General features: G+C 75.6%; 28 protein-coding genes. 13 read left to right on the plus strand and 15 right to left on the minus strand.

Features of this window, described 5'->3' with window-relative positions; genetic code table 11:
- Positions 1-39: 39 nt before the first annotated feature.
- Positions 40-1,071, minus strand: coding sequence for a LacI family DNA-binding transcriptional regulator (locus JZ5iCDA_RS01790; RefSeq protein ID WP_069385556.1), 1,032 nt, complete (start codon positions 1,069-1,071; stop codon positions 40-42).
- Positions 1,072-1,282: 211 nt separating this feature from the next.
- On the opposite strand from JZ5iCDA_RS01790, the gene JZ5iCDA_RS19560 reads away from it, so the two are divergent.
- On the plus strand, positions 1,283-1,861 hold the full coding sequence (locus JZ5iCDA_RS19560) for a shikimate kinase (RefSeq protein ID WP_171905265.1): 579 nt from the start codon (positions 1,283-1,285) through the stop codon (positions 1,859-1,861).
- 3 nt (positions 1,862-1,864) lie between these two features.
- Here JZ5iCDA_RS19560 and JZ5iCDA_RS01800 read toward each other — a convergent pair whose 3' ends face one another.
- The 4 genes from JZ5iCDA_RS01800 to JZ5iCDA_RS01815 form a co-directional block, all read right to left on the minus strand.
- On the minus strand, positions 1,865-2,737 hold the full coding sequence (locus JZ5iCDA_RS01800; RefSeq protein WP_069385558.1) for an RNA polymerase sigma-70 factor: 873 nt from the start codon (positions 2,735-2,737) through the stop codon (positions 1,865-1,867).
- Entirely contained in the window at positions 2,734-3,381 is a 648-nt protein-coding gene (locus JZ5iCDA_RS01805) for a carboxymuconolactone decarboxylase family protein (protein ID WP_069385559.1), read from the minus strand. The genes JZ5iCDA_RS01800 and JZ5iCDA_RS01805 overlap by 4 nt, the downstream gene beginning before the upstream one ends.
- Positions 3,382-3,482: 101 nt before the next feature.
- Positions 3,483-4,841, minus strand: a complete 1,359-nt coding sequence (locus JZ5iCDA_RS01810; protein WP_069385560.1) for a glycerophosphodiester phosphodiesterase family protein — start codon at positions 4,839-4,841, stop codon at positions 3,483-3,485.
- A 160-nt stretch (positions 4,842-5,001) separates the two neighbouring features.
- Entirely contained in the window at positions 5,002-6,315 is a 1,314-nt protein-coding gene (locus JZ5iCDA_RS01815; protein ID WP_069385561.1) for a glycosyltransferase, read from the minus strand.
- 123 nt (positions 6,316-6,438) lie between these two features.
- Here JZ5iCDA_RS01815 and JZ5iCDA_RS01820 point away from each other — a divergent pair, with 123 nt between their 5' ends.
- The 5 genes from JZ5iCDA_RS01820 (at position 6,439) to JZ5iCDA_RS01840 (ending at position 10,106) form a co-directional block, all read left to right on the plus strand.
- Positions 6,439-7,098 carry a TetR/AcrR family transcriptional regulator gene (locus JZ5iCDA_RS01820; RefSeq protein WP_171905266.1) on the plus strand — a complete coding sequence of 220 codons (660 nt, stop codon included), beginning with the start codon at positions 6,439-6,441 and terminating at the stop codon, positions 7,096-7,098.
- Between the two features lie 31 nt (positions 7,099-7,129).
- Complete coding sequence (locus JZ5iCDA_RS01825; RefSeq protein WP_069385563.1) at positions 7,130-7,729, plus strand: sulfite oxidase-like oxidoreductase; 600 nt, start codon at positions 7,130-7,132, stop codon at positions 7,727-7,729.
- Positions 7,722-8,558 (plus strand): ferredoxin reductase, encoded by an 837-nt coding sequence (locus JZ5iCDA_RS01830; RefSeq protein WP_253181910.1) that lies wholly within the window; start codon positions 7,722-7,724, stop codon positions 8,556-8,558. The genes JZ5iCDA_RS01825 and JZ5iCDA_RS01830 overlap by 8 nt, the downstream gene beginning before the upstream one ends.
- Before the next feature lie 278 nt (positions 8,559-8,836).
- Entirely contained in the window at positions 8,837-9,442 is a 606-nt protein-coding gene (locus JZ5iCDA_RS01835; RefSeq protein WP_069385564.1) for a serpin family protein, read from the plus strand.
- Positions 9,333-10,106, plus strand: coding sequence for a serpin family protein (locus JZ5iCDA_RS01840; RefSeq protein ID WP_083259546.1), 774 nt, complete (start codon positions 9,333-9,335; stop codon positions 10,104-10,106). Before JZ5iCDA_RS01835 ends, JZ5iCDA_RS01840 begins: the two co-directional genes overlap by 110 nt.
- 15 nt (positions 10,107-10,121) lie before the next feature.
- Here JZ5iCDA_RS01840 and JZ5iCDA_RS01845 read toward each other — a convergent pair whose 3' ends face one another.
- Positions 10,122-10,961, minus strand: coding sequence for an NAD(P)H-binding protein (locus tag JZ5iCDA_RS01845; protein ID WP_069385566.1), 840 nt, complete (start codon positions 10,959-10,961; stop codon positions 10,122-10,124).
- Between the two features lie 48 nt (positions 10,962-11,009).
- The gene (locus JZ5iCDA_RS01850) at positions 11,010-11,465 is read right to left on the minus strand and encodes a Rid family hydrolase (protein ID WP_253181911.1); all 456 of its coding nucleotides are present in this window, start codon (positions 11,463-11,465) and stop codon (positions 11,010-11,012) included.
- Between the two features lie 68 nt (positions 11,466-11,533).
- On the opposite strand from JZ5iCDA_RS01850, the gene JZ5iCDA_RS01855 reads away from it, so the two are divergent.
- Positions 11,534-12,043: a MarR family winged helix-turn-helix transcriptional regulator gene (locus JZ5iCDA_RS01855; protein WP_069385567.1), complete on the plus strand. Its 510-nt coding sequence runs from the start codon at positions 11,534-11,536 to the stop codon at positions 12,041-12,043.
- A 24-nt stretch (positions 12,044-12,067) separates the two neighbouring features.
- Here JZ5iCDA_RS01855 and JZ5iCDA_RS01860 read toward each other — a convergent pair whose 3' ends face one another.
- Complete coding sequence (locus JZ5iCDA_RS01860) at positions 12,068-12,640, minus strand: pyridoxamine 5'-phosphate oxidase family protein (RefSeq protein WP_083259547.1); 573 nt, start codon at positions 12,638-12,640, stop codon at positions 12,068-12,070.
- 112 nt (positions 12,641-12,752) lie between these two features.
- Here JZ5iCDA_RS01860 and JZ5iCDA_RS01865 point away from each other — a divergent pair, with 112 nt between their 5' ends.
- Both JZ5iCDA_RS01865 and JZ5iCDA_RS01870 read left to right on the plus strand, forming a co-directional pair.
- A complete protein-coding gene (locus JZ5iCDA_RS01865; RefSeq protein WP_069385568.1) occupies positions 12,753-12,956 on the plus strand; it encodes a DUF2945 domain-containing protein in 204 nt (67 codons plus the stop codon).
- Between the two features lie 3 nt (positions 12,957-12,959).
- Positions 12,960-14,552 carry a phytoene desaturase family protein gene (locus JZ5iCDA_RS01870; protein ID WP_069385569.1) on the plus strand — a complete coding sequence of 531 codons (1,593 nt, stop codon included), beginning with the start codon at positions 12,960-12,962 and terminating at the stop codon, positions 14,550-14,552.
- Here the strand turns inward: JZ5iCDA_RS01870 and JZ5iCDA_RS01875 are convergent.
- Together JZ5iCDA_RS01875 and JZ5iCDA_RS01880 are read right to left on the minus strand one after the other, a co-directional pair.
- Positions 14,549-15,436 (minus strand): GNAT family N-acetyltransferase, encoded by an 888-nt coding sequence (locus JZ5iCDA_RS01875; RefSeq protein ID WP_069385570.1) that lies wholly within the window; start codon positions 15,434-15,436, stop codon positions 14,549-14,551. The two genes, JZ5iCDA_RS01870 and JZ5iCDA_RS01875, sit on opposite strands and share 4 nt — an antisense overlap.
- 87 nt (positions 15,437-15,523) lie before the next feature.
- Positions 15,524-15,967: an SRPBCC family protein gene (locus JZ5iCDA_RS01880; protein ID WP_069385571.1), complete on the minus strand. Its 444-nt coding sequence runs from the start codon at positions 15,965-15,967 to the stop codon at positions 15,524-15,526.
- 140 nt (positions 15,968-16,107) lie between these two features.
- On the opposite strand from JZ5iCDA_RS01880, the gene JZ5iCDA_RS01885 reads away from it, so the two are divergent.
- On the plus strand, positions 16,108-16,962 hold the full coding sequence (locus tag JZ5iCDA_RS01885) for an SDR family NAD(P)-dependent oxidoreductase (protein WP_069385572.1): 855 nt from the start codon (positions 16,108-16,110) through the stop codon (positions 16,960-16,962).
- On the opposite strand, the gene JZ5iCDA_RS01890 is transcribed toward JZ5iCDA_RS01885, so the two are convergent.
- Positions 16,929-17,378, minus strand: a complete 450-nt coding sequence (locus JZ5iCDA_RS01890) for a hypothetical protein (protein ID WP_253181912.1) — start codon at positions 17,376-17,378, stop codon at positions 16,929-16,931. The genes JZ5iCDA_RS01885 and JZ5iCDA_RS01890 overlap by 34 nt on opposite strands.
- A 138-nt stretch (positions 17,379-17,516) precedes the next feature.
- Here JZ5iCDA_RS01890 and JZ5iCDA_RS01895 point away from each other — a divergent pair, with 138 nt between their 5' ends.
- The 3 genes from JZ5iCDA_RS01895 to JZ5iCDA_RS01905 all read left to right on the plus strand — a co-directional run bounded on the left by JZ5iCDA_RS01895 (position 17,517) and on the right by JZ5iCDA_RS01905 (position 19,556).
- A complete protein-coding gene (locus JZ5iCDA_RS01895) occupies positions 17,517-18,599 on the plus strand; it encodes an App1 family protein (protein WP_069385573.1) in 1,083 nt (360 codons plus the stop codon).
- Between the two features lie 92 nt (positions 18,600-18,691).
- Positions 18,692-19,339: a hypothetical protein gene (locus JZ5iCDA_RS01900; protein WP_069385574.1), complete on the plus strand. Its 648-nt coding sequence runs from the start codon at positions 18,692-18,694 to the stop codon at positions 19,337-19,339.
- A gap of 34 nt (positions 19,340-19,373) precedes the next feature.
- The gene (locus JZ5iCDA_RS01905) at positions 19,374-19,556 is read left to right on the plus strand and encodes a hypothetical protein (RefSeq protein WP_069385575.1); all 183 of its coding nucleotides are present in this window, start codon (positions 19,374-19,376) and stop codon (positions 19,554-19,556) included.
- A gap of 10 nt (positions 19,557-19,566) precedes the next feature.
- Here the strand turns inward: JZ5iCDA_RS01905 and JZ5iCDA_RS01910 are convergent, their stop codons facing one another.
- From JZ5iCDA_RS01910 to JZ5iCDA_RS01925, 4 genes are all read right to left on the minus strand, one after another.
- On the minus strand, positions 19,567-20,736 hold the full coding sequence (locus tag JZ5iCDA_RS01910) for a hypothetical protein (RefSeq protein ID WP_139122914.1): 1,170 nt from the start codon (positions 20,734-20,736) through the stop codon (positions 19,567-19,569).
- A 95-nt stretch (positions 20,737-20,831) separates the two neighbouring features.
- Positions 20,832-21,191: a hypothetical protein gene (locus JZ5iCDA_RS01915; RefSeq protein WP_069385576.1), complete on the minus strand. Its 360-nt coding sequence runs from the start codon at positions 21,189-21,191 to the stop codon at positions 20,832-20,834.
- A gap of 181 nt (positions 21,192-21,372) precedes the next feature.
- Entirely contained in the window at positions 21,373-21,816 is a 444-nt protein-coding gene (locus JZ5iCDA_RS01920; protein WP_069385577.1) for a DoxX family protein, read from the minus strand.
- An 80-nt stretch (positions 21,817-21,896) separates the two neighbouring features.
- Positions 21,897-22,292, minus strand: a complete 396-nt coding sequence (locus JZ5iCDA_RS01925; RefSeq protein ID WP_069385578.1) for a RidA family protein — start codon at positions 22,290-22,292, stop codon at positions 21,897-21,899.
- Positions 22,293-22,312: the final 20 nt, after the last annotated feature.

Here is a 22,312-nt window from a genome sequence, read left to right on the forward strand (position 1 = left end):
GGGGCCGCGCTCCGGTGGCGGCCCCTCTCGGTCCGGGACCTAGGCCCCTGTGCGCCGGGGCGGCGCCCCCGTGCTGCCCCGGTCGACCAGCTCGGGCGAGACGAACCGCACGACGTGCGGCTCGTCGGGCCCCACCTCCCCCTCGATGCGCCGCACGAGCTGGCGCACGGCCATGCGGCCGAGCCGGTCGGGTGCGGACTCCACGGAGGAGAACGGCAGGGAGAACGTGCGGGCGAACTCGTCCGAGTAGCGCCCGACGACGGACAGGTCCGCGGGCGCGGACAGGCCGCGCTCGTGCAGGACCGTGGGGAGCGCCGCGGCGGCGGCCTCGTTGTTGACGAGGAGCCCGGTCGCGCCCGGGTGGGCGTCGAGCAGCGCGTTGAGGTCGCGCCCGACGTCGGGCTGGCGCGACGAGCCGAACGCCGCGTGGAGCGTCACGCCGCGGGCACGCGCCGCTTCGAGGGCGGCGTTCTGCAGGCGCCACACGTACGCGCCGCCGCGTTCCACGACGTGCTCGGGCTGGGACACGAGCACGAGCTCGCGGTGCCCGAGGCGGTGGAGGTGGTCGACCATGAGGCGGCCGGCCTCCTCGAAGTCGAGGTCGAAGACGTCGACGCCGCTGCAGTCGGCGGGCAGTCCCACGAGCGCTCCCGGCTGGGACGCGGCGCGCAGGATCGGCAGGCGCTCGTCGTCCTCGGCCACGTTGAGCAGGACGACGCCGTCGACCATCCGCGAGTCGGTCATCCGGCGCAGCGCGCGCGTCCCGTCCGCGTCGGTGGCGAGCAGGATGTCGTAGCCGTGCTCCCGCGCGGTGTCGGAGACGCCGAGCATGTACTGGAGCATCGCGGGCGCGAACTCGTCGGGAAGGAACTGGGCGAGGAGACCGATGACCATCGTCCGGGTGGTCGCGAGGGCGCGCGCACCGGCGTTGGGCGTGTACCCGAGCGTGCGCACCGCGTCCTCGACGCGCCGGCGCACGTCCGCCGAGATCGCCCTCTTCCCCGAGAGCGCGTACGACGCCGTGCTGCGCGAGACGCCCGCGATACGGGCGACGTCACCGATGGTGGCCACTGTGCCTCCTCCTTGCGAACCGGTTCGACAGTAGCGCGCTCGTTCGAGCTCGTGCAAGCGTCGCGCGGGTGAGGAAACATCACGATCTGGCGACACCGCTGTCGAACGGGTTCGACGAGATCCGGCCGCTTCAGGCCGCGGAGGCCGCGCCGACAGGACGACTGCGCAGGTCATGGCGCCGACGCCGGGGACGCCGTGGGAGCATCGGGCCGTGCCCCGCCGACCACCCGCGATCGTCCTGATCGGCCCGCCCGCCGCCGGCAAGTCGACGCTCGGCGAGCTCGTCGCGGCGCGGCTCGGCGTGCCGTTCGTCGACGTCGACGAGGTCGGCGACCGCTACTACGCCGAGGTCGGGTGGAGCGTGGCGCGCCTCGTGGAGCGCGTCGGCGCCGTCGGGCGGGTCGCGGCCGAGCGCGAGTGGGAGCCGGCCCGGGCGCACGCGGTGCGCCGCGTCGTCGCTGACCATCCCGGCGCCGTCGTCGCCCTGGGGGCAGGCCACACCGCGTTCACCGACACCGAGCACCTCGGGACGGTGCGCGCGGCGCTCGCCGACGTGCCGCACGTCGTCCTCGTGCTGCCGTCGGTGGGCCGCGACGCCGCGCTCGCCGAGCTGCGTCGCCGGTCCCTCGCGTCGAAGGGCACCGACTGGGTGCGCGACGGGCACGACCTGCTCGCGGGATGGGTGGACGACGCGGGGACCCGGTCGCTCGCGACGTCGACGTTCGTCACCGGCGGCGAGCCGCCCGGCGCGTCGGCCGGGCGGCTCGCCGCGCTGGTCCGCGGCCGGTGAGGGCTACCGCGCGAGAGGCGCCTCGGCGTCGAGCCGGGCGAGCTTGTCGGGGTTGGCCACGCCGAGGATGCGCGTGACGCGGCCGTCCTCGACCACGAGGCTCACCGCGGCGGCGAGCACGCCGTCGACCTCGACCCGCAGGCCGGTGGCGCCGTTGAGCCACGCCCTCTCCATCGCGAACGCGCCACGGGCCTTGCCGATGCCCCCGACGAGGTACCGGGCGATGCGGTCCGCGCCCACGACCGGGCGACGCGCCGCACCCGCGATCCCGCCGCCGTCGGGCACGAGCACGACGTCTGGAGCGAGCACGTCCATGAGCGCCTGCACGTCGCCGGTCTCGAGCGCGGCGACGAACCGGTCGACGACCCGTTGCTGCTCGGCCCGGTCCACGTGGACGCGCGGGCGTCGCGCGGCCACGTGGTCCCGCGCCCGGTGCGCGATCTGCCGGACGGCGGCCGGGGACCGGTCCACGGCCTCGGCGATCTCGTCGTACGGCAGGTCGAACACCTCGCGCAGCACGAAGACGGCGCGCTCCGCCGGGCTCAGCGTCTCGAGCACCGTGAGCATCGCCATGGACACGCTCTCGGCGAGCTCGACGTCGTCGGCCACGTCCGGGCTGGTGAGGAGCGGCTCGGGCAGCCACTCGCCGACGTAGTCCTCGCGCCGGCGGGCCAGCGTGCGCAGCCGGTTCAACGCCTGGCGGGTGACGACGCGCACCAGGTACGCGCGTGCGTCGCGGACCTCCGCCCGGTCCACGCCGGCCCACCGCAGCCAGGTCTCCTGCACCACGTCCTCGGCGTCGGCCGCCGAGCCGAGGAGCTCGTACGCGACCGTGAAGAGCAGGCTGCGGTGGGTGACGAACGGGTCGTCGCTCATGCGGTCAGACTGCCATCCCCGGCGGCCCCGGCCCCGGTCGCGCGGCTCGCGAGCGGCGGGAGCCCGCACGACGCCGCGAACTCCTGCGAGCGGATCCCGAGCGCGATGTTCATGCGCCCGGTCGCGTTCATCATCGCGGCCTTCGCCGTGAGCTCGACGAGCGCCGCCGGCCCGAGCTCGTCGAGGAGTGCGGCCGACAGCTGGTCGCCGACCTCGACCGGGGTGCGGCACATCGCCTCGGCGTACTCCATGACGCGGCGCTCGGTGGGCGTGAAGACGTCCGACTCGCGCCACCGCGGCACCTCGCGGGCGCGGACCTCGTCGAGCCCGTGGTCGTGCGCGAGGAAGTAGTGCAGGTCGAGGCAGAAGCTGCACCCGACGGCCGCGGCGGCGGCCATGTGCGCGAAGGTCGACAGGGTCGGGTCGAGCTCGCCCCACTTCTCGGACCGGCGCCCCAGCGCCATGAAGTCCTTGAAGACCTTCGGGTGGTTCCACAGGACGCCGGCCGAGTCGGGCACCTGGCCGAGCATCCTGCGGCTGAACGTCCTGACCGCCGCGCCGTAGAGGCCGGTGATCTCGATCGCGGGCACCCGTGCGGCGCCCGCCGTGCTCGTCGTGCTGGTCGTGCTCGTCGTGCTCGTCATGGCTCCTCCTGGTGTCTGGTGCGTTCGGCATCAAGACACCGGGCGGGCCGGGCGTGTGACACGCGCGGCCCGCCCGGTCGGAGGACGGCAGTCGGCTCGGTTCAGCAGGTCACGCCGTCGTACGGCACGGTGCGCGCCGCGTCGTGCCCGACGCCGGCCCCCGGCGACGCGGTGACCGTCACCTCGCCCGCGGGCACGCTCGTCGTGCGCGCGGCGACCGTGCCGTACGCGGCGACGTCCGGCCGCACGGCGGTCCGACGGACCTCGCCGTACGCGGTGGCGAGGCGGACGTCGACGGGCGACGGCTCGCCGTTGACGGCGTGCACCGCGACGTACGCGCGGCCGTTGAGGCACCGCGCGTCCGCGACGAGGTCCACGAGCTCCGTCTCGCCCGCCCACGTGTGGCCCTCCGGGAGGTCGTACCCGCGGTCGGCGAGGACGTCGCGCAGCACGTCGGGCCGGTCGGTGATGAGGCCGTCGACGCCGAGGTCGACGAGGTGCTCCATCGTCGCGCGGTCGTCCACGGTCCACGGCACGACCCGGATGCCCGCGGCGTGCGCGTCGGCGACGAGCTCCGCCGTCGTGAAGGGCACGTAGCCGGGGTCCTCGATCGAGCCGTTCTGCGGGTCGCCGTGCACAGGCGAGAGCGCGTCGGCGCCGAACGAGTCGACGGCGGCGACGAGGTCACCGTCGAAGTCATCGATGTCGATGCCGCCGAGCCACGGCGACGCCCCGGGCATCCCCACCTGGAGGAACTGCTGGCCGTTCGTCAGCGCGACGATCGGCAGCTCGGGCATGACCTCCCGCACGCGCATGAGCGAACCCCAGTCGAAGCTCTGGATCGTCACCTGGTCGGCCATGTCCCACTCGCGCACGAGGTCGGTGACGACCTGGACGAACTGCTCGCGCGGCGCCGTCTCGTGCGGCGCGCCGGCCTCGACCTTGGTCTCGACGTTGAGCACGACGTCGTCGGCGCCGTGGTCGCGCACGAGCTGGAACACCTCGGTGAGGAGCATCATCCGGGCGCCCGGCGACGGCTGCTGCTCGGGGAACTGCGGCTTCGTCACGGACCCGCAGTCAAGGGTGCGCAGCTGCGCGAGCGTGAGGTCCTTGACGTACCGCCCGACGTACGGGAACTCGAGGTCGCCCGGCGTCGCGGGCGCGGTGTCGCGGCAGACGGCGGGGTTCGTGCGCCGGTCGTGCGTGACGACCGCCTCGCCGTCCTGCGTGATCTGCACGTCGAGCTCGAGCGTCGTGACGCCCATGCGCAGCGCCTCCGAGAACGACGCGACGGAGCTCTCCACGTGGAGCCCGACGCCGCCGCGGTGCGCCTGCACGTCGAACGCCGGGAGGTCCGACCCGGGCGGCGGTTCGGCGGGCGCGGCGCTCGACGAGGCAGCGGTGCCGCAGGCGAGCAGGGCCGCCAGCGCGGCGGCCAGGGCGGGGGTACGACGGTTCACGGGTCCGTTCCCTTCTCCGACGACGGGCACGCGGCCGCGTGCCGCGCCCACGACGCTAGGCACGGGAGGTGGCAACCGACCGAGCGGGAGCCGACGGCCGGGTGAACAGGGCGTGCCCGGTGGGCCGCCGCGGGTACCTCGGGGGCTCCGCGGGCCCGGCCTACCGCCCGCCCGCGCGCGCCGTCCGGCCGGGGCTCGCGACGAGCTCCTCGACGACGTCGACCACCCCGTCCGTCCCGGGCGACGCGGCGATGCGCTCGCCCAGCCGGGTGCTCGCCCGTGCGTAGGACGGGTCGTCGAGGACCCGGCGGACGGCGCGCCGCACCCGCGCGGGACGCGGGGCGTTCGTGCGGAGCCGGACACCGGCCCCGGACCACGCGACGCGCGCCGCGACCTCGGCCTTGTCCTCGGTGCGGCCCGCGACGACGAGCGGGACACCGTGCCGCAGCGCGTGGTGCACGCCCCCGTAGCCGCCGTTCGTCACGTACGCCGACGTGCGCGGGAGCAGGAGCTCGTAGGGCAGGTACTCCGCGGCGCGCGCGTTGGCGGGCAGGTCACCGAGGGTCTCCACCGGCCGGCCACCGGTGGCGGCGACGACGAGGACGTCCTCACCCGCGAGGGCGTGGAGCGTGGGCAGCAGGAGCTGTCCGGGGTCCGCGTTGGCGACCGTGCCCTGCGTGACGTGGACGACCGGGCGCCCGCCGTCGAGGTCGCCCCACCAGTCGGGCAGCTCCGTCGCGGGCGTCGTGCCCGACGGCGCGGGCGGCCCGACGAAGCGCACGGGCGTCGCGACGTCGGGCCGCGGGTACTCGAACTCCTCGACGGTGAGCTGGACGACCACGTCCGCGTGGGAGGGCCAGCTCAGGAAGAGGCCCGGGAGCGGGTCGTGGCCCGTGGCGCGGACGAGGTCGTCCGCCGCGCGCTGGGCCGGGGCGAGGGAGCGCTCGACGACGCGCTGGAGCGCGCGGTTGCGCAGCACCCCGAGCGAGCCGCGGGCGGGCGTCAGGCCCAGGCCGAACGGCGCGGTGCGGTCGCTCGTGAGCCCGAGCGGGAAGATCCCGAGGGCGAGGAGCGGCGGACGCGCGGTGCGCGGGGTGGCCGCCAGTCCCAGGGCACCGAGGAACAGCGGCTCGACCAGCACGGCGTCGGCGGGCTCGGCCGCGAGCGCCTCGAGGACGGCCCGGTGCTGCGCGACGCCCGGGCCGACGAAGATCTCGAGCATGTCGTACCGGATGGCGTCGATCCCGGTCCGCCCCTCCCGGCCGGGGAAGTGCTGGTCGAGGCGGCGGTCGTCGAAGTCGGCGGCGCGCGGGAGCGTCAGGTGGCGCGCCCCGGCGGCGCGGACGGCGTCGGCGAACCGGGCGCCGGTGAGGAACCGGACGTCGTGCCCGCGGGCGACGAGGCCGCGGGCCACGGCGAGCAGCGGCGTGACGTGGGCGTGGACCGGGGTGGAGCAGAGCAGGACGGAGGCCATGGGAGAGACCCTTCGAGGACGGGTGGCGCGGGTGCGGGGAGAGCGCGCGGACCGGGCCGTCCGGGCGTGTGGCAAAATCGGTAACCGTTCGGAGTATTCACCACCATCTGGGGGTAGTCAATAGTGGTCCGCCGCACCTACACGTCCGACCTGCGTGCCGAGCAGGCGGCGCGCACCCGCGACCGGGTCGTGCGCGCGGCCGCCGCCGAGCTCGGCGAGCACGGCTACGAGCGGACGACGCTCGCGCGCGTGGCCGAGCGCGCCGGGGTGTCGCTCGAGACGGTCAAGGCGCACGGCCCCAAGCGCGCGCTCCTGCTCGCGGCGTTCGAGGTGACGTTCGCCGGGTCGGAGGGCCGGGAGTCGCTGGCCGAGCGCCCCGAGGGCCGTGCGGTCCTGGCGACACAGGAGCCCGAGGCGTTCCTCGACGGCGTCGTCGACCTCGTCGCGACCGCCAACGAGCGCGCCGCAGGGCTGTGGTCCGCGTTCACGACCGCGGCCCGGTCGGACGACGCCGTCGCGGCCGAGCTCAGGGCCCTCCTCGAGCGGCGGCGTGCCGACCTGCGCGCGAGCGTCGACCTCTTCGTCGCCCACGGGTTCTCGCTCAGAGCTCCGCGCGACGTCGCGGCCGAGACCCTGTCCTACCTCCTCGCGCCGGAGGGGTACGCGCACTTCGTCGACGGCGCGGGCTGGTCCCGGGAGGCGTACCGGGCGTGGCTGCGGGACGCCGTCGTCCGTCTCGTGGCGGCACCGCCCGGCGACGACGGGCCGCCGTCCGACCGGTGACGCGGCGCCGGGCGCGGGTCTACCGTGAGCCATGGCCACCCTCACCCCAGGCTTCCACGGTCGCCCGCGGCCGCAGGGCGTCGCCCTGCCGCCCGGGCAGTACGTCGAGACCGGCTTCCCGGTCCTCTCCGCCGGCCCCACCCCGCGCGTCGACACGGCCACCTGGCGGCTCGACGTCGTCACGGAGTCGGGCGACGCCCGCTCCTGGACGTGGGCAGACCTCATGGCGCTCCCCCAGGACGAGCCGACGGTCGACATCCACTGCGTGACGCGCTGGTCGAAGTTCGGCACGACGTGGCGCGGCGTCTCGCTCGACACCCTGCTCGCCGACGTCGAGTCGACCGCGGACTTCGCGATGATCGGCTCGTACGGCGGCTACACGACGAACCTGCCGGTCTCCGAGCTGCTGGGTGGGAAGGCGTGGATCGCGCACACGTTTGACGGCGCGCCCCTGCACCCCGTGCACGGCGGCCCGGCCCGGCTCCTCGTGCCGCACCTGTACTTCTGGAAGTCCGCCAAGTGGGTCAACCGCATCACGCTCATGCCCATGGACGAGCAGGGGTTCTGGGAGCAGCTCGGCTACCACGACCTCGGCGACCCGTGGCGCGAGCAGAGGTACCAGGGTGACTGAGGCCGTGTCCTCGGGGCCCTCGGGCCCGTCGACCGGGACGGGGACGAGCACGGGGTTGCGCCTCGGCGCGCGCTACGCCATGCCGTCGGGCTGGCGCGTCGCCCGGCTCGTCGACGCGTGGGCGGAGAGTCCGACGGCGCGCACGCTCGTCCTCGAGGTCCCGGACTGGCCGGGGCACCTCGCCGGGCAGCACCTCGACCTGCGCCTCACCGCCCCCGACGGGTACACGGCCGAGCGCAGCTACTCGATCGCCGGCCCGGCGAGCGACGCCGCGGCGTCCGCGCGCGTCGAGGTGACCGTCCAGCGCGTCCCCGACGGCGAGGTCTCCGGGTACCTCACCGACGCCTTCACCGTGGGCGACGCGATCGAGGTGCGCGGACCGATCGGCGGGTGGTTCGTGTGGTCGCCCGAGCGGCACGCCGGGACGCCCGTCCTGCTGGCCGCCGGCGGGTCCGGGCTCGCCCCGCTCATGGCGATGATCCGGACGCGCCGCGACGACGGCGACCGCACGCCGTTCCGTCTCGTGTACTCCGTACGGACGCCGGACGACCGGTTGTACGTCGACGAGCTCAGCCGCCTCGCCCGCACGGGCGACGGCCTGGAGGTGCAGGTGGCGTTCACGCGCGCCGCACCGCTCGACGCACGGCGCGAGCCCGGGCGGCTGACGCTCGCCGAGCTCGCCGCGTGGGGATGGCCGCCCGAGCTCGAGCCGGCGTGCTTCGTGTGCGGGCCGACGGGCTTCGTCGAGGCGGTGTCGCGCACGCTCGTCGCCCTCGGCCACGACCCGGCCCGCGTGAAGACCGAACGCTTCGGCCCGGCGTCGGACTGACCGCCCTGTCGTCCGCGAGATAGAGGGAATCCACCGAGATAGAGGGCAATCGCCCTCTATCTCGGAGAGAACCCTCTATCTCGGCGTGGGGCCGGGCGGCGGGAGCTGGGCGCGCGCCTCGCGCAAGACCTGCCCGGGTCGCGACACAGTCCGTGCAGAGCCGCGCCGACGAGACCTGCTCCGTCGGCGCCGGAGGCGCGGACGAGGGGACGGCCATGGCGCCCACGACGGAATCGGTCGCACGAGCTCGCCGCGCACCGGCGGAGCGCGCTCGCGACATGCTCGCGGTGACGGCCGCGCTCGCGCTGCTCGCCGCGTGCGGTGCGCCGCGGTCGACGCCGCCCGAGCTGCCGATGGCGACGGCGGACGTCGAGCGGCAGGTCGTCACGGTCGCCGACGCCGGTTCGGTCCCGGACGTCGTCGCCGCGACGGATTACGTGGGCGCCACGATGCTCGCGTCCGCACCGCTCGAGGGGAACGTCGTCGTGTCGCCCGCGAGCGCCGTCGTCGCGCTGTCGATGCTGGCGGAGGGTGCGCGCGAGGAGACCGCCGCGTCGCTCGACGAGGTGCTGGGCGCCGTCGGGCCGGAGCGCACGGCGGCGGTCGGCGCACTGCTCGCGGCGCTGCAGGCGCACGACGGCGACCCGGCGACCGTGCAGGCCGACGAGCTGCCCGAGGAGCCGCTCGCGCACGTGGCGAACCAGGTCGTCGTCGACGACCAGGCCGACATCCACGACGCCTACCTCGAGGCGCTGGGCCGGGTACGGCGCGGGCGTGCTGCACACGGATCTCGGCACCGACGCCGGGCTCGCGCCGCTGTCGGACTGGGTGCGGTACCACACGGGCGGCCTGATCGAGGAGTCCGCCATCCGGCCCGACGGTGACCTGCGGCTCGTGCTGCAGAACGCGGTGCTGTTCGCGGCGCGCTGGGAGGAGCCGTTCGAGGAGTCGGAGACGGCCCCGCAGCCGTTCTTCCTGGGGTCGGGCGAGGAGGTGCAGGCCGAGGCGCTGCGGCAGACGAACGACGCCCGCTACGCCGAGGTCGACGGGTGGCGCGCCGTCCGCCTGCCGTACGTCGACGCGTTCCACGCCGACGTGCTGCTCCCGCCGCCCGGCACCGACCCGGCGTCGATCACCGCGGAGCAGCACGCCGCGCTCCGCGAGGCGCTCGACGCCACCGCGCCCGTCGCGGTGGACCTCACGATGCCGACGCTCGACGTGCCCGCCGACGAGCCGATGGACCTCGCCCCAGCACTGGACGCGCTGGGCCTCGGTGGCCTCTACGGCTTCCCCACGCTCCCGGACCTGACCGGGATCAGCGACCAGTACCTCGTCGTCTCGCAGGCGTGGCAGCAGTCCGTCCTGCAGGTCGACGCCGAGGGCACCGTCGCGGCCTCCGTGACGGAGATCGGCTTGGGGGAGGTCTCCGCCGTCGTGCCCGTCCAACCGGTCGCGCTGCGCGTCGACCGGCCGTACGTGTTCTCCGTGGCCCACTCGGACACCGGCTGGACGCTCTTCACGTCCGCGATCCGCGACCCCCGCCACTGAGCCCCGCGCCCGCGGCTACGTGCCCGACCACGCCCCTGACGCCGCCGCGTCGGCGAGGAACGCCTCCAGGGGACGAGCCGGCCGGCCCGTCAGGCGCGGCACGTCGTCCGTGACGACGGCGAAGTGCCCGGCGCGCACGCGCTCGTACGTGAGGGCGGAGAGCTCTCGCTCGAACCCGGTGAGCCCGTCCAGGGCCTCCTCCGCCCCGAGCTCGGTGTAGACGACCGGCCGGCCGAGCGCCGCGGACAGGAGCTCCGCGGTCCGGGCGTGGAGGACGGCCTCCGGGCCGGACAGCTCGTACGTCCTGCCGGCGTGCTCCCGGTCGAGCAGGGCGAGCTCGGCGACCTCGGCGATGTCGCGCACGTCGGTCCACGCCACGGGCGCCTCCGCGTGCGGGAAGGCGAGCTCACCGCCGGCGATCTGGTCGCGCAGGAACCGGGGGTCCGTCATGACCTGCATGAACCAACCCGGCCGCAGGACGGTCCAGGACCGGCCGCTCGCCCGGACGGCCCGCTCCACGCGGGAGGACCAGCCCTGCGCCCCGGACTGCTCCAAGTCGCGCTCGGACAGCAGGACGACGTGCGTCGAGGCCGACGTCGTCGCGAGGTACGCGGCGACGAGCTCGGGAGCGTCCGCCCGGAGCGGCACGACGACGAAGACGGCGTCGACGTCCGCGTTGGCGCGGGCCCACCCGTCCGGCCGGTCCCACGAGAGCTCGACCGAGACCACGCCGTCGTGCGTGACCCGCGCGGGGTCCGTGCTGCCGCCGAGGAGCTCGACGTCGTCGCGCGGCACCAGCCGGTCGGCCAGCGCCGACCCGGTCTTCCCGCGGACGGAGGTGATGAGGATGCGCATCGTGCCTGTCCTTCCGTTCGGATCCTGTGGTCGGGTGCGGTCTACGGGTCAGGAGCCGGCGCTCTCCGGCACGACCGCGGTGACCCGGATCTCGACGCGCATGCCGACGGCGCCGAGGGCGGCGACGCCGATCTCGGTCCACACCGGCGCGCGGTCGCCCATGCGCTCGCGGAACTGCTCGACCATCACCGCGGTGTGCTCGTCGCCGATCTCGTCGGGACGGGTGGGGACGTGAAAGCTGTCGACGGCGACGACGTCGCGCCAGGTGGCGCCCGCCAGCGCGAGGGTGCGCTCGACGTTGTCGAAGGCTCGGACGATCTCCTCCCGCAGGTCCTCGGGGAAGCGGATCTCGTCGTCCCAGCCGCCCTGACCGGAGATGTGGACGACGTCGCCGACGCGCACCGCCTGCTCGTAGTGGAGGCGCTCGCGCATCGTGTCGCCGTAGCCGGGGGTGGCGAAGAACTGCGGGGTGACCATGGGGTGCTCCTCGAAGATTGACTTCATGTGTGAAGTGAACGTAGCACCTCGTCGCTTCATCTGTGAAGTGATTGCACGCTGCTAGAGTCGCCTTCATGCCGGAACCGCCCCACGACGCGCAGGCCGGCGCGGACGCCGGGGACGAGCCGCGCTGGCTCTCCCCGAGCGAGAAGGAGGCGTGGACGGGCGCCGTCTCGCTGATGCTCCTGCTGCCGAACCGCCTGGAGTCGGCCGTGCAGCGCGCGGCCGGGCTGACGCTCTTCGAGTACCTGACGCTGAGCCACATGTCGGAGGCGCCGGACCGGCGCCTGGTGATGAGCGAGCTGGCCTACCTCACCAACGGCTCCCTGTCCCGGTTGTCCAACGTGATGAAGAAGTTCGAGGCCCGGGGCTGGGCCTACCGCCACCCCGACCCGGACGACGGTCGGCGCACGATCGCGGCCCTCACGGACGAGGGCTGGGCGAAGGTGGTCGAGGCGGCGCCCGCGCACGTGCAGTCCGTGCGCGAGCACGTGCTCGACCCGCTGACGGTCACCGACCAGCGGGCGCTCGCCCGGATCGCGGCGAAGCTGCGGACCCGGCCGGAGGACTTCGCCGCCTCGTGAGGCGTGCCGGGGTTCGGCACGTGCTCAGCCCAGGGGCGGGCGCGCGCCGTCGAACCGCCAGCGCATCGCGGCGTGCTCGGCCGTGCGCCCGTAGGCGAACACGACGTCGGGCCGGACGGCGAAGACGTGCGCCTGGCCGCCGTCGCCGTGCCAGAACGACCCGTCGCGCGCGGTGAACGCCCAGTCGTCGCCGTACTTGCAGCGCCAGCGCTCGGCGAGGCGGTGCAGCGCGGCGTCGTCCGTCACGCGCTGCGCCACGCCCTCCACGACGACGTCGAGCGCGTCGACGTACGCGTTCGTGCCCGTGGTGAGCACGACGCGCGGGTTCTGCGCCAGGTTGCGCGCCTTGCGCTCCTCGGGGCCGGTGGTGACGTGCAGGCACCCGTCGGCCGCGACGGTCATGAGGGGCGTGACGTGGGGGCGCCCGTCGGGGCGGACGGTCGAGATCCACGAGATCTCGGCGCGCTCGAGCACGCGGCGCACGTCGGCCCACGGCACAGGCTGGGCGTCGGGCGAGCTGAAGCCCGGGACCAGGGTGCCGGCGGGGCCGTCCTGCTCGTCGGTGGCGGCCGGGGCCGGTGTCGGGTCGGCGGTCATGTCGCGTCCTCTCCTGATTCCTCGTGGGGCGGACGGCCCACCGGTCGCCCGGCCGGTCGTCCCATGCAGCGACCGGCGCGCGAGCGCGAACTCATCGGCCTACCGTCGGGCCATGGGCATCTCTCGCGGGGACCACGTCTCCTGGAACACGTCCCAGGGCCGCACGACCGGCCGAGCCGTCGAGAAGCGCACGGAGCGCTTCCAGCACGACGGGCAGTCGTTCGTGCCGACCGACGACGACCCGTACTGGATCGTGGAGTCGGACAAGAGCGGGGCGCGCGCCGCGCACAAGGAGTCCTCGCTGAAGAAGGCCTGAGCCGTGCGCACCGTCGACGCCGTCGTCATCGGCGCGGGCCCGAACGGTCTCGTGGCCGCCAACGCGCTCGTCGACGCCGGGTGGGACGTCCTCGTCCTCGAGGAGCAGGACACCCCCGGCGGCGCCGTCCGGACGGCGGAGGTCGCCGCGCCCGGCTACCGCACCGACCTGTTCAGCGCGTTCTACCCGCTCGCCGCGGCCTCGCCCGTCGTGCGCGGGCTGGACCTGCACCGGCACGGGCTCGAGTGGACCCACGCGCCGTCCGTGGTCGCGCACGCGCTCGACGACGGACGCGCCGCCGTCCTGCACCGCGACCCCGACGCGACCGCGGCCGGCCTGGAGACCTTCGGCGCCGGCGACGGCGACGCGTGGCTGCGGCTCGTCGAGGGCTGGAACCGCATCCGCGACCCGCTCCTCGACGCGCTGTTCAGCCCGCTGCCGCCCCTCGTCCCCGCCGTGAAGCTGCTGCGCCGCCTCGGCCTCGCCGGATCGCTCGACCTCGCGCGGCTCGCGACTCTGCCGGTGCGGCGGTTCTCCGACGAGACGTTCCGCGGCGAGGGCGGCCCGCTGCTGCTCACGGGCAACGCCATGCACGCCGACGTCCCGCCCGACGCGGGCGGCAGCGGCATCTTCGGCTGGCTCCTCGTCATGCTCGGCCAGGACGTCGGCTTCCCCGTGCCCGTCGGCGGCGCCGGGGCGCTCGCCGACGCCCTCGTCGCCCGCATCCGCGCGGGCGGCGGCGAGGTCGTCACCGGCACTCGCGTGGACCGGATCCACCTGGCCGGGCGCCGCGCCGTCGGCGTCCGCACCGCCCACGGCGAGCACGTGCGCGCCCGGCGGGCGGTCCTCGCCGACGTCGTCGCGCCGTCCCTGTACCAGGACCTCGTCGGCGTGGACCGGCTGCCCGCCCGGCTCGTGCGCGACCTCGAGCGCTTCCAGTGGGACCACCCGACGTTCAAGATGAACTGGGCCCTCGACCGCCCGCTGCCGTGGACCGCCGAGGGTGCGCACGGCGCCGGGACGGTCCACCTCGGCGTCGACCGGCTCGGGTTCGTCGACGTCGCCTCCGACCTGTCCAAGGGCGTCCTCCCCCGCCGGCCCTTCCTCGTGCTCGGCCAGATGACGACCGCCGACCCCACCCGCTCCCCGGCGGGCACCGAGTCCGCGTGGGCCTACTCGCACGTCCCGCACGGACTGACGTGGACGCCCGAGACGGTCGCGGAGCAGGTGGACCTCGTCGAGGGCGCGCTCGCCCGCGTCGCGCCCGGGTTCCAGGACTCGGTCGTCGGCAGGTACGTCCAGAGCCCGGTAGACCTGCAGGCGGCGAACTCCAACCTCCAGGGCGGCGTCGTCAACGGCGGCACGGCCGCCATCCACCAGGAGCTGTTCTTCCGCCCGACGCCCGCGTTCGGCCGCCCCGAGACGCCGTTCGACGGCCTGTTCCTCGCGAGCGCGTCCGCCCACCCCGGCGGCGGCGCGCACGGCGCGTGCGGGTGGAACGCGGCGCGGGCGGCGCTCGCCGACAACGGCCCCACCGGCGCCGTCCGCCGCGCGCTCCACCGCACGGCCTGGGACCGGTTGCTGCGCGACGCCTAGCCGCGCCCGGCGAGGTCCGGGCCCGGGCGGCGCCGGTCCCGCCGCTCCCCCAGCCGCGCGAACCCCGCGGACACGTAGGTCGAGACCGCAGCGGTGTCGGAGGCAGGGGTGCACACCAGCGCGCTCGACGCGCCGAGGTCGCGCAGCGTCCGCACCGCGGCGCGCGTCACCGCCCGGCCGTTCCCGCGACCGCGGAAGCCGGGATGCACGCCCATCGGCTCGAGCAGCCCGGGGCGGCCCGGCCCGGCCGACCACACCGTGACGACGCCGACGGCGTGGCCCGCCGCGTCGTGGGCGAGCAGGCTCCGCGCGTCGGCGTACGGCAGCCCGCCCGCCATCGCGCGCCAGCGCTCGGCCGTGAACGTCGAGCCTGCGAACGACGCCCGCATCAGGTCCGCCCACACGGGCGCCCGGTCGGCGTCGGCGACCTCGACCCGCAGGCCCGGCTCCGGCGGCGGGACCACGAGGTCGTGACGCAGGAGCGCCCACGGCTCGTCCGTCACCCAGCCGTGGTCCCGCAGGCGATCGTCGACCCGGGCCCCGACAGGCACCTCGACGAACGCCTCACCCGCGGGCAGCACCCCGCGCTCGACCCGGACCACGTCGTCGGCGAGGCGGCGCGCGAGCTCGTCGTCCTCCCGGAGCTCGGGCGCGACCGCGAGCCGCAGCAGGCTCGATCCGTCCAGCAACCCGGCCGCGACCAGGTCCCCGTCCCGGCTCCACGTCCGGAGCGCCGAGGCCGTCGCCCCGGCCCCGAACCGCCAGAACCACCCGACGTCTCCCGGGTGCAGCTGCAGGGGCGCGTCCTCGACCTGCCACCGGCGCAGCGCCTCCACGACCGCGCCGAGCTCGTCGACCGTGGGCGTGCGCAGCTCGATCACCATGTCCCGATCACCATGTCGTGATCCCACCCCACCGGGCGCCCGTCGCGCACCGGAATTCCGGTCGCCGCGGCGCGGGAGCGGCCGTCCTCAGCGCCCCGCGCGCCCCTCCGCGGCGAACGCGAGGCGCCGCAGCGTCTCGGTGTTGCGCGGCGTCAGCACGGCGCTGCGCAGCGGCCTCGGCACGAGCTTCCCCGGGCCGTGCGTCGCGTCCTCGTCCATCCGCACGGTGCACCGGTCCGGCCCCGACGGGACGACCGTCACGCGCACCCGCGCCTCGCCCAGCGGCCAGCCGCGCGCCTGCATGTCGATGCCGCGCTCAGGGTCCCACGCGCGCACGACGGTCTCGTCGTCGATCAGCACGGGCCAGGCGCCGACCGAGTGGTGGATGCGGGACCCGGGTGCGGGGAACGACGCGTCCACCGCGCGGATGCGGGACGTGCCCACCACCCAGGACGCGTACGTCCAGCCGTCGGCGAGCACGTCGAGGACGGCGCTCGCAGGGGCGCGCACTTCGCGCGAGAGGCTCACCATGCCACGACGGTAGCGACGACCGTCCCGCTGGCAACCGGCGGCGGCCCCGCCGCGCGTGCGGGACGCGTCACGGCTAGCGTCGGGCAACGCCGGGCGGGCGTCGCGCTGCCGAGCGCGGGCCCGTCCACGGGAGGATCGTCATGGCCGTCGCCCCTACCCGACCGCTCGCCGTGCTCACGGGCGCGACCGGCGGCATCGGCCGCGCGCTCGCGGACACGTTCGTCCGCCACGGGTTCGACCTGCTCGTGTCCGCGCACGACGACGGGGTCGACGCGCTGCCGGCCGAGCTCACCGCGCCGCCGGCCCACCGGATCCACGGCCCGTCCCCGCAGGCGGCACAGGTCGTGCCCGGCGCCGTCGTGACCGCGGTCCGGGCCGACCTCACGACGTCCGACGGCGTCCGCGCCCTCGTCGCCGCCGTGCGCGGCAGGGGGCGCCCGGTCGACGTCCTCGCGCTCAACGCGGGCGCCGCGCACGGAGGGGCGTTCGTCGAGAGCAGCCTGCAGGGCGACCTCGACGTCGTCGCCCTCAACGTCACCGCGACCGTGCACCTCGCCAAGGAGCTCGTGCCCGCGATGGTCGAGCGCGGCGCCGGCCGCGTGCTCATCACGGCGTCCACCGCGGCGGCCATGCCGGGGCCGTGGTTCGCGACGTACGCGGCGTCCAAGTCGTTCCTCGTGTCCTTCGGCGCGGCGCTGCGCCACGAGCTGCGCGGCACCGGCGTCACCGTGACCACGTTCCTCCCCGGCCCGGCCGACACCGCGCTGTTCGTCCGCTCCGGCATGGGGCGAACCCGGGTCGGGCGCGGCACGAAGGACTCCGCGTCGACGGTCGCGGCGACGGCGTTCCGCGGCCTCATGGCCGGCCGCGCCACGGTCGTCATGCGGTCGATCAAGCCCGTCCTGCAGGTCGTCGCGGGCGCCGTCCTCCCCCGGCGCCTCGCCGCGGTGGCGCAGGCGGTCTACACCTCGCCGCGGCCCGGACCCACGTCGTGACCCGGCTCCCCGTGCGTGCGCCGCTCCTGCTTCATGCGGGCCTCGAACAGGTGCCGGGCGCCGCCGGCGAGCTCGTCGCGCGCCCGGCGCTCGTGCTCGCGGAACGCCGTCCAGTACCCGTCGTCGTAGTCCTCGACGATCTGGAACGTCCACCGGTCGCCGACGACGTTGCGCCCGACGACCTCCCGCTCGATCCGATCGGCGACCTCGTCGTGCCCGGCCGCCCGCAGCTTCTCGACGGCCTCGCCGAGCGCGAGGTCGGCCTCGCCGGTGAGCTGGTGGAACGTGTACAGGTGCCCGCGGGCCCTCTCCACCGTCTCGAGCGCCTCGCTCAGCGCACCGAGCGCCTCGACGGTCGCGTCGTCGACACCTTCGGGGGTGGGGTGTCCGGGCAGGTCCTGCACGTCGTCGGTCACGCCGTCACGCTAGGGGCGGTGCGGCCACCGCGCACCCGGGCCCGGACCGCCCCGGCACCCTGCGGTGCCCGGCCGCAGAGCACCGCCGCCTGTGACAGGGTGGAGCCCCCGCCCCCCGACCGGAGACCGCACGCGCTGATGACCGCGACCACCACCCCGCCCCCGCCGACCGTCACGACGGAGCCGTCCCCGAGCCAGCGACCCCACCGGGCGGCGCGGCTCGAGAACCGGTGGCGCGCCGTCGTCTCCCGGTTCCAGAAGGCGCGCGGGTGGCGCCCGCGCGTCGAGCCGTTCACCGGGTACGGCAGCCAGCAGCGCGTCCGCGTGCTGGGCCGCGTCCTGCTCGCGAGCCCGGCCTACGACCCGGCCACCTCGGCGGACCGCCGCGGGTGGCGCTACTTCTTCACCGCCCCCGCGCCGCGCGAGGAGGTGCGCGTGCACGTCGGTGACGTGACGGTCGACGTCGTCTCCGACCGCAGCGGCTACGTGGACGTGACGGTCGACGTCGTGCTCACCCCCGGCTGGCACGACGTCACGTTCCGCCCCGCCTCGGGCGAGGTGGCGACCGGCCGCCTGCTCGTCGTCGGCGACGGGCGGCGGCTCGGGGTGGTCTCCGACATCGACGACACCGCCATGGTGACCGCCGTGCCACGTCCGCTGCTCGCGGCGTGGAACACGTTCGTGCGGCACTCGAGCGCGCGCGTGCCCGTGCCCGGCATGGCCGTGCTCTACCAGGGCATCGCGGCCGCGAACCCCGGGACGCCGTTCGTGTACGTCTCGACGGGCGCGTGGAACACCGCGGCGAACTTGCGCCGGTTCCTCCAGCGTCACGGCTACCCGCCGGGCCCGCTGCTCCTCACCGACTGGGGGCCGACCAACACGGGCTGGTTCCGCAGCGGTCAGGAGCACAAGAACACGTCGATCGACCGGCTGGTCCGCGAGCTGCCGGACGTCGACTGGCTGCTGATCGGCGACGACGGCCAGCACGACCCGGAGATCTACACGCGCGCCGCGCGGCTTCACCCCGAGCACGTGGTGGCCATCGCGATCCGCCAGCTCACGCCCACCCAGCAGGTCCTGTCCCACGGCTCGCCGCTGCCCGCACCGGCCGACGACACGGAGCGCGTGCGCCGCGAGGCGCCCGTGCCCACCGCGCAGGGGCCCGACGGCGCCGCGCTCGCCCGGTCGCTCTCCGAGGCCCTGGCCGCCTACCGCCGCTGAACGACCGCACGTCCGCGGGCGCTCAGCCCCCTGGCGCGCGGTCGTCGCCGCACTCCCGTGCGCCCGCCGGGGCGAGGTGGGACGCTGGTCGCATGAGCACCGGACCCGTCCGACGCAGCACCGACGCGCTCGGGGACGACGCCGTCGCGGCCGCCACGGGACAGCCGCGGGCGACGTGGTTCGCGCTCCTCGACGCCCAGGGGGCGACGGCGTGGACGCACAAGGACATCGCCGCGTGGCTCGTCGGCGAGCAGGGTGTCGACGGGTGGTGGGCGCAGTCCCTCACGGTCGCGTACGAGCAGGAGCGCGGGATGCGCGCCCCAGGCCAGCGGTCCGACGGGACCTACGAGGTCAGCCCCAGCCGGTCCGTCGCCGGGACGCTGACCGAGGTGTACGCCCTCGTCGCGGAGGACGAGTCCCGGGCGCGCTGGCTCGACCCCGCGCTCGCCGACGTCGGCGCCGGCGAGCGCCTCGAGGTGCTCGGTGCGACACCGACGTCCTCGGTCCGCCTCGCGTGGCCCGTCGGCGCGGTCGGCGCACCCGCGGACCGGCCCGGCCGCGTCACGGTCACGCTCTACCAGCCGCGGACGCCGGACGGCACGCCCGCGGGCAAGGTCCGCGTGAGCGCGCAGCACGGCGGGCTGACGTCCCCCGACGACGTCGAGGCGCTCAAGGCGTTCTGGTCCGACCGGCTCGAGGCGCTGGCCGGGCTCGCCGGGCAGACGACACCGCCGAGGTAGGCAGCGTCGCGGCTCGAGATGCCGGCCCGCCGTCGTGATGGTTGCCAGAGGCTACGACGACACCGAGCGGTGCTCCGCCCAGCCTGGGCCCCGGCGGCCCCACGCCCGGCGGGGTGTCCGCCGGGCGTGGCCGTGGATCGTGCTGACCGCCGTGGCGGGGCTCGTCATCGTCCGCGTCGTGCGGCTCGTCGCGCGCCCCGCCGACGACGCGGGGTGACCCGCGGGCCCTACCCGCGGCCGCACGTGCGGCACGTGCCGCGGCGGCGGAGCCAGTACGCGTACGTCGCGGCCCCCAGCGCCACGGACCACAGCGGCCACAGCAGCGCCGGCCCGACGGCGCCCCACGAGTCGGCCGTGAGCGCGAGCTGACCGCCCTCCAGGCCGGCCGCCACGAGCGACAGCCCTGCCGGCAGGACAGCGACCGCGACCACGGTCGCCGGGACGACGGCGAGCAGCACCGGGACCCTCCGGCCGGCGAGGCCGACCATCCAGCGCGGGAACACCTCGCCCCAGCGCTGGTAGAGGCCGAGCGTGAGCACGGCGCCGACGAGCGCGAAGCCGCCCAGGCCGAGCGCCGCGATCCAGCCGTCGTTGCCCGCGAGCTCCGCGACGTCGTCGGGCGCGAACCCGAGCGGGATGCCGAGCACCCACGCGATGCGCGTGACGGCGTAGAACGTGGGGATCGCGGCCGCGACGAGCGCAGCCACGCGTCCCCAGCGCGCGGCGGACGCCGGTGCGGTCCACGCGGGGTCGGCGCCGTCCGGTCGGCGTCCGCAGGACTCGCACGCACCCGCGGCGCGGCGCACGAACCGGGCGGTGGATGCCGCGAGCAGCGCGCCGCCGAGGAGGACGGCGACCTGCAGGAGCGTCCCCGGCGTGACGAACTCCTGGAACGCGGCGCGCAGGTCCGGGTCGAACGGGGCCATGACGAGCGTGACCGGCAGGTAGCCGAGCCGCGCGAGGATCGACGCGTCGACGAGCGCGACGGCTCCGGCGAGGACCAGCGCGACGGCGGCGACCGTCACCGTCCGCACGGGTCGCGCCACCGGGTGGCGCCGCCCGCCGAGCCACGTCCAGGCTGCGAGCGCCGCGCCGACGAGCGCGAGGACCGCGACCCACGGCGTGAGCGTCTCGCCGGGGAGCGCCTGCAGGGCGCCGAAGCCGGTGTCGTTCGCGGACCCGACGGGGAGCGTGCCGCCGAGCAACGTCACCCCGAGCGTGAGGGCGCCGCCGGCGGCCCACCACGCGGTGGCCGCGGGGGCGACCCAGCCGCCGCGGCGGCGGTGCGGGTGCGGCGGGACGTCACCGTGCGGGTGACGGACGTCCGGGGCGGGCGCGGCCGGGCCGGCGGCCCGGCAAGAGGTGGGAGGTGTCGAGGGCGGAGTTCGAGTGGTCATGACTCGACCCTCGCGCCGCCGAGAGCCGTGCGGATCCCCCCGCCCGGTGACCGTCCTCCCCCGCGCGGGTGATGCCGCGCGCTCCCGACGACGTCTCAGTCCGCGAGGACGAGGCGGACCGGCTCGGCGTCGACCTCGACGGTGGTCACGCCGGTGGCCGGATGGTCGGTGGAGACCTCGATCACCTGGCTCACGGCCGTGACGTCGGCGGTGCACTGGCGCGAGCCGCTCGGCCCCATCGAGACCGACAACGTCGACGCGTCCTTCCACACGATGTCCACAGGGACGTCCACACAGCTCGAGCTGCCCCACGTCGTCACGGTCAGCAGAGCCGGCTCGCTCGACGTCTCGAGCAGCGCGTTGGTCCCGCCCACCGGTGGTGGCGCGATGCCCGACTCCCCGGCCGGGAAGCGGTCCACGGCGATCGATCCCCCCGCCGTGCCGTCCTCCGGCACGCCCGGATCTGGTGACGACGCCGTGCACGAGCCGAGGAGCACGCAGCTGGACATCACGAGGAGCAGCGATGCGTGACCCCGTCGTCCGCCCACGATGTACCTCCCCCGGCGTGACCGTCCGGCCGTGACGGCAGCCGTCATCCTGCCGCACATCGGATCGCGGACCCCGTGGTCGCGACGCTCAGTCACGGCGGCGCGCCCGGCGCAGGGCGGCGAACGCGCCGGTCGACCACAGCGCCCACGCGACGAGCACCGGCTGGAAGAACAGGCGGGCGAAGCGCTTCTCGTCGGTGTCGAGGCCGAAGCCGTCCTTCGCCTCCGCCCACTGCGCGACGTTCCCCGGGAAGATCGCGACGAAGAACGTGGCGGCGACCAGTCCGACGACGACCTTCCACCGCGGCAGCACCACGAGCGACCCGCCGAGCACGATCTCGACGACCCCCGACGCGAGGACCGTGACGTCCTCGTCGACCGGGAACCAGCCCGGCACCTGCGCCTGGAACTCCTCGCGTGCGACGGTGAGGTGGCTCGTCCCGGCGCCGACGAGCGCGAGACCGAGCGCCACCCGCGCGAGCGTGGCGGGCACGGACGTGCGGGCGGGCCGCGTCAGCACGGAGAGGTCCATCGCCCGATCGTCGCACCCTGGGCCGAGGTCCGCAGGCCGCTCGTGCCGTCCCCCGGGCACGAGCGGCCCCACGGTCGGCGTCAGTCGACGGCCGTGCCCTCCAGCTCGACCAGCTGCCCGGGAATCGCCAGGCGCGTGACGCCGAGCATCGTGGTGGCCGGCGCCACCTGGGCGGCGCCCAGGCGCGCCGCGAGGACCCCGTAGTGCTGGAGCAGCAGGTCCACGTCGGTGGTGAACACGCCCAGCCGGACGAGGTGCGCGAGCGACATGCCCGCGTCGGCGAGCACCGCCTCGAGGTTGTCGAGACTCAGTGCGAGCTGCTTCGCCATGTCGCCCTCGTGCTCGGGCGCGCCGTCGGCGTTCGTCGCCGTCTGCCCGGAGCAGTAGAGGGTCCGGGTGTGCCCGGAGACGAGCTCACCCTGGTTGAACCCCAGCTCCTGCGACCACGTCACCGGGTTGATCGCCGTGCGTTCCATGTGTCGTCACTCCGTCCGTC

The sequence above is a fragment of the Cellulosimicrobium cellulans genome (assembly GCF_001722485.1).
In the GTDB taxonomy this organism is placed as follows: domain Bacteria; phylum Actinomycetota; class Actinomycetes; order Actinomycetales; family Cellulomonadaceae; genus Cellulosimicrobium; species Cellulosimicrobium cellulans_A.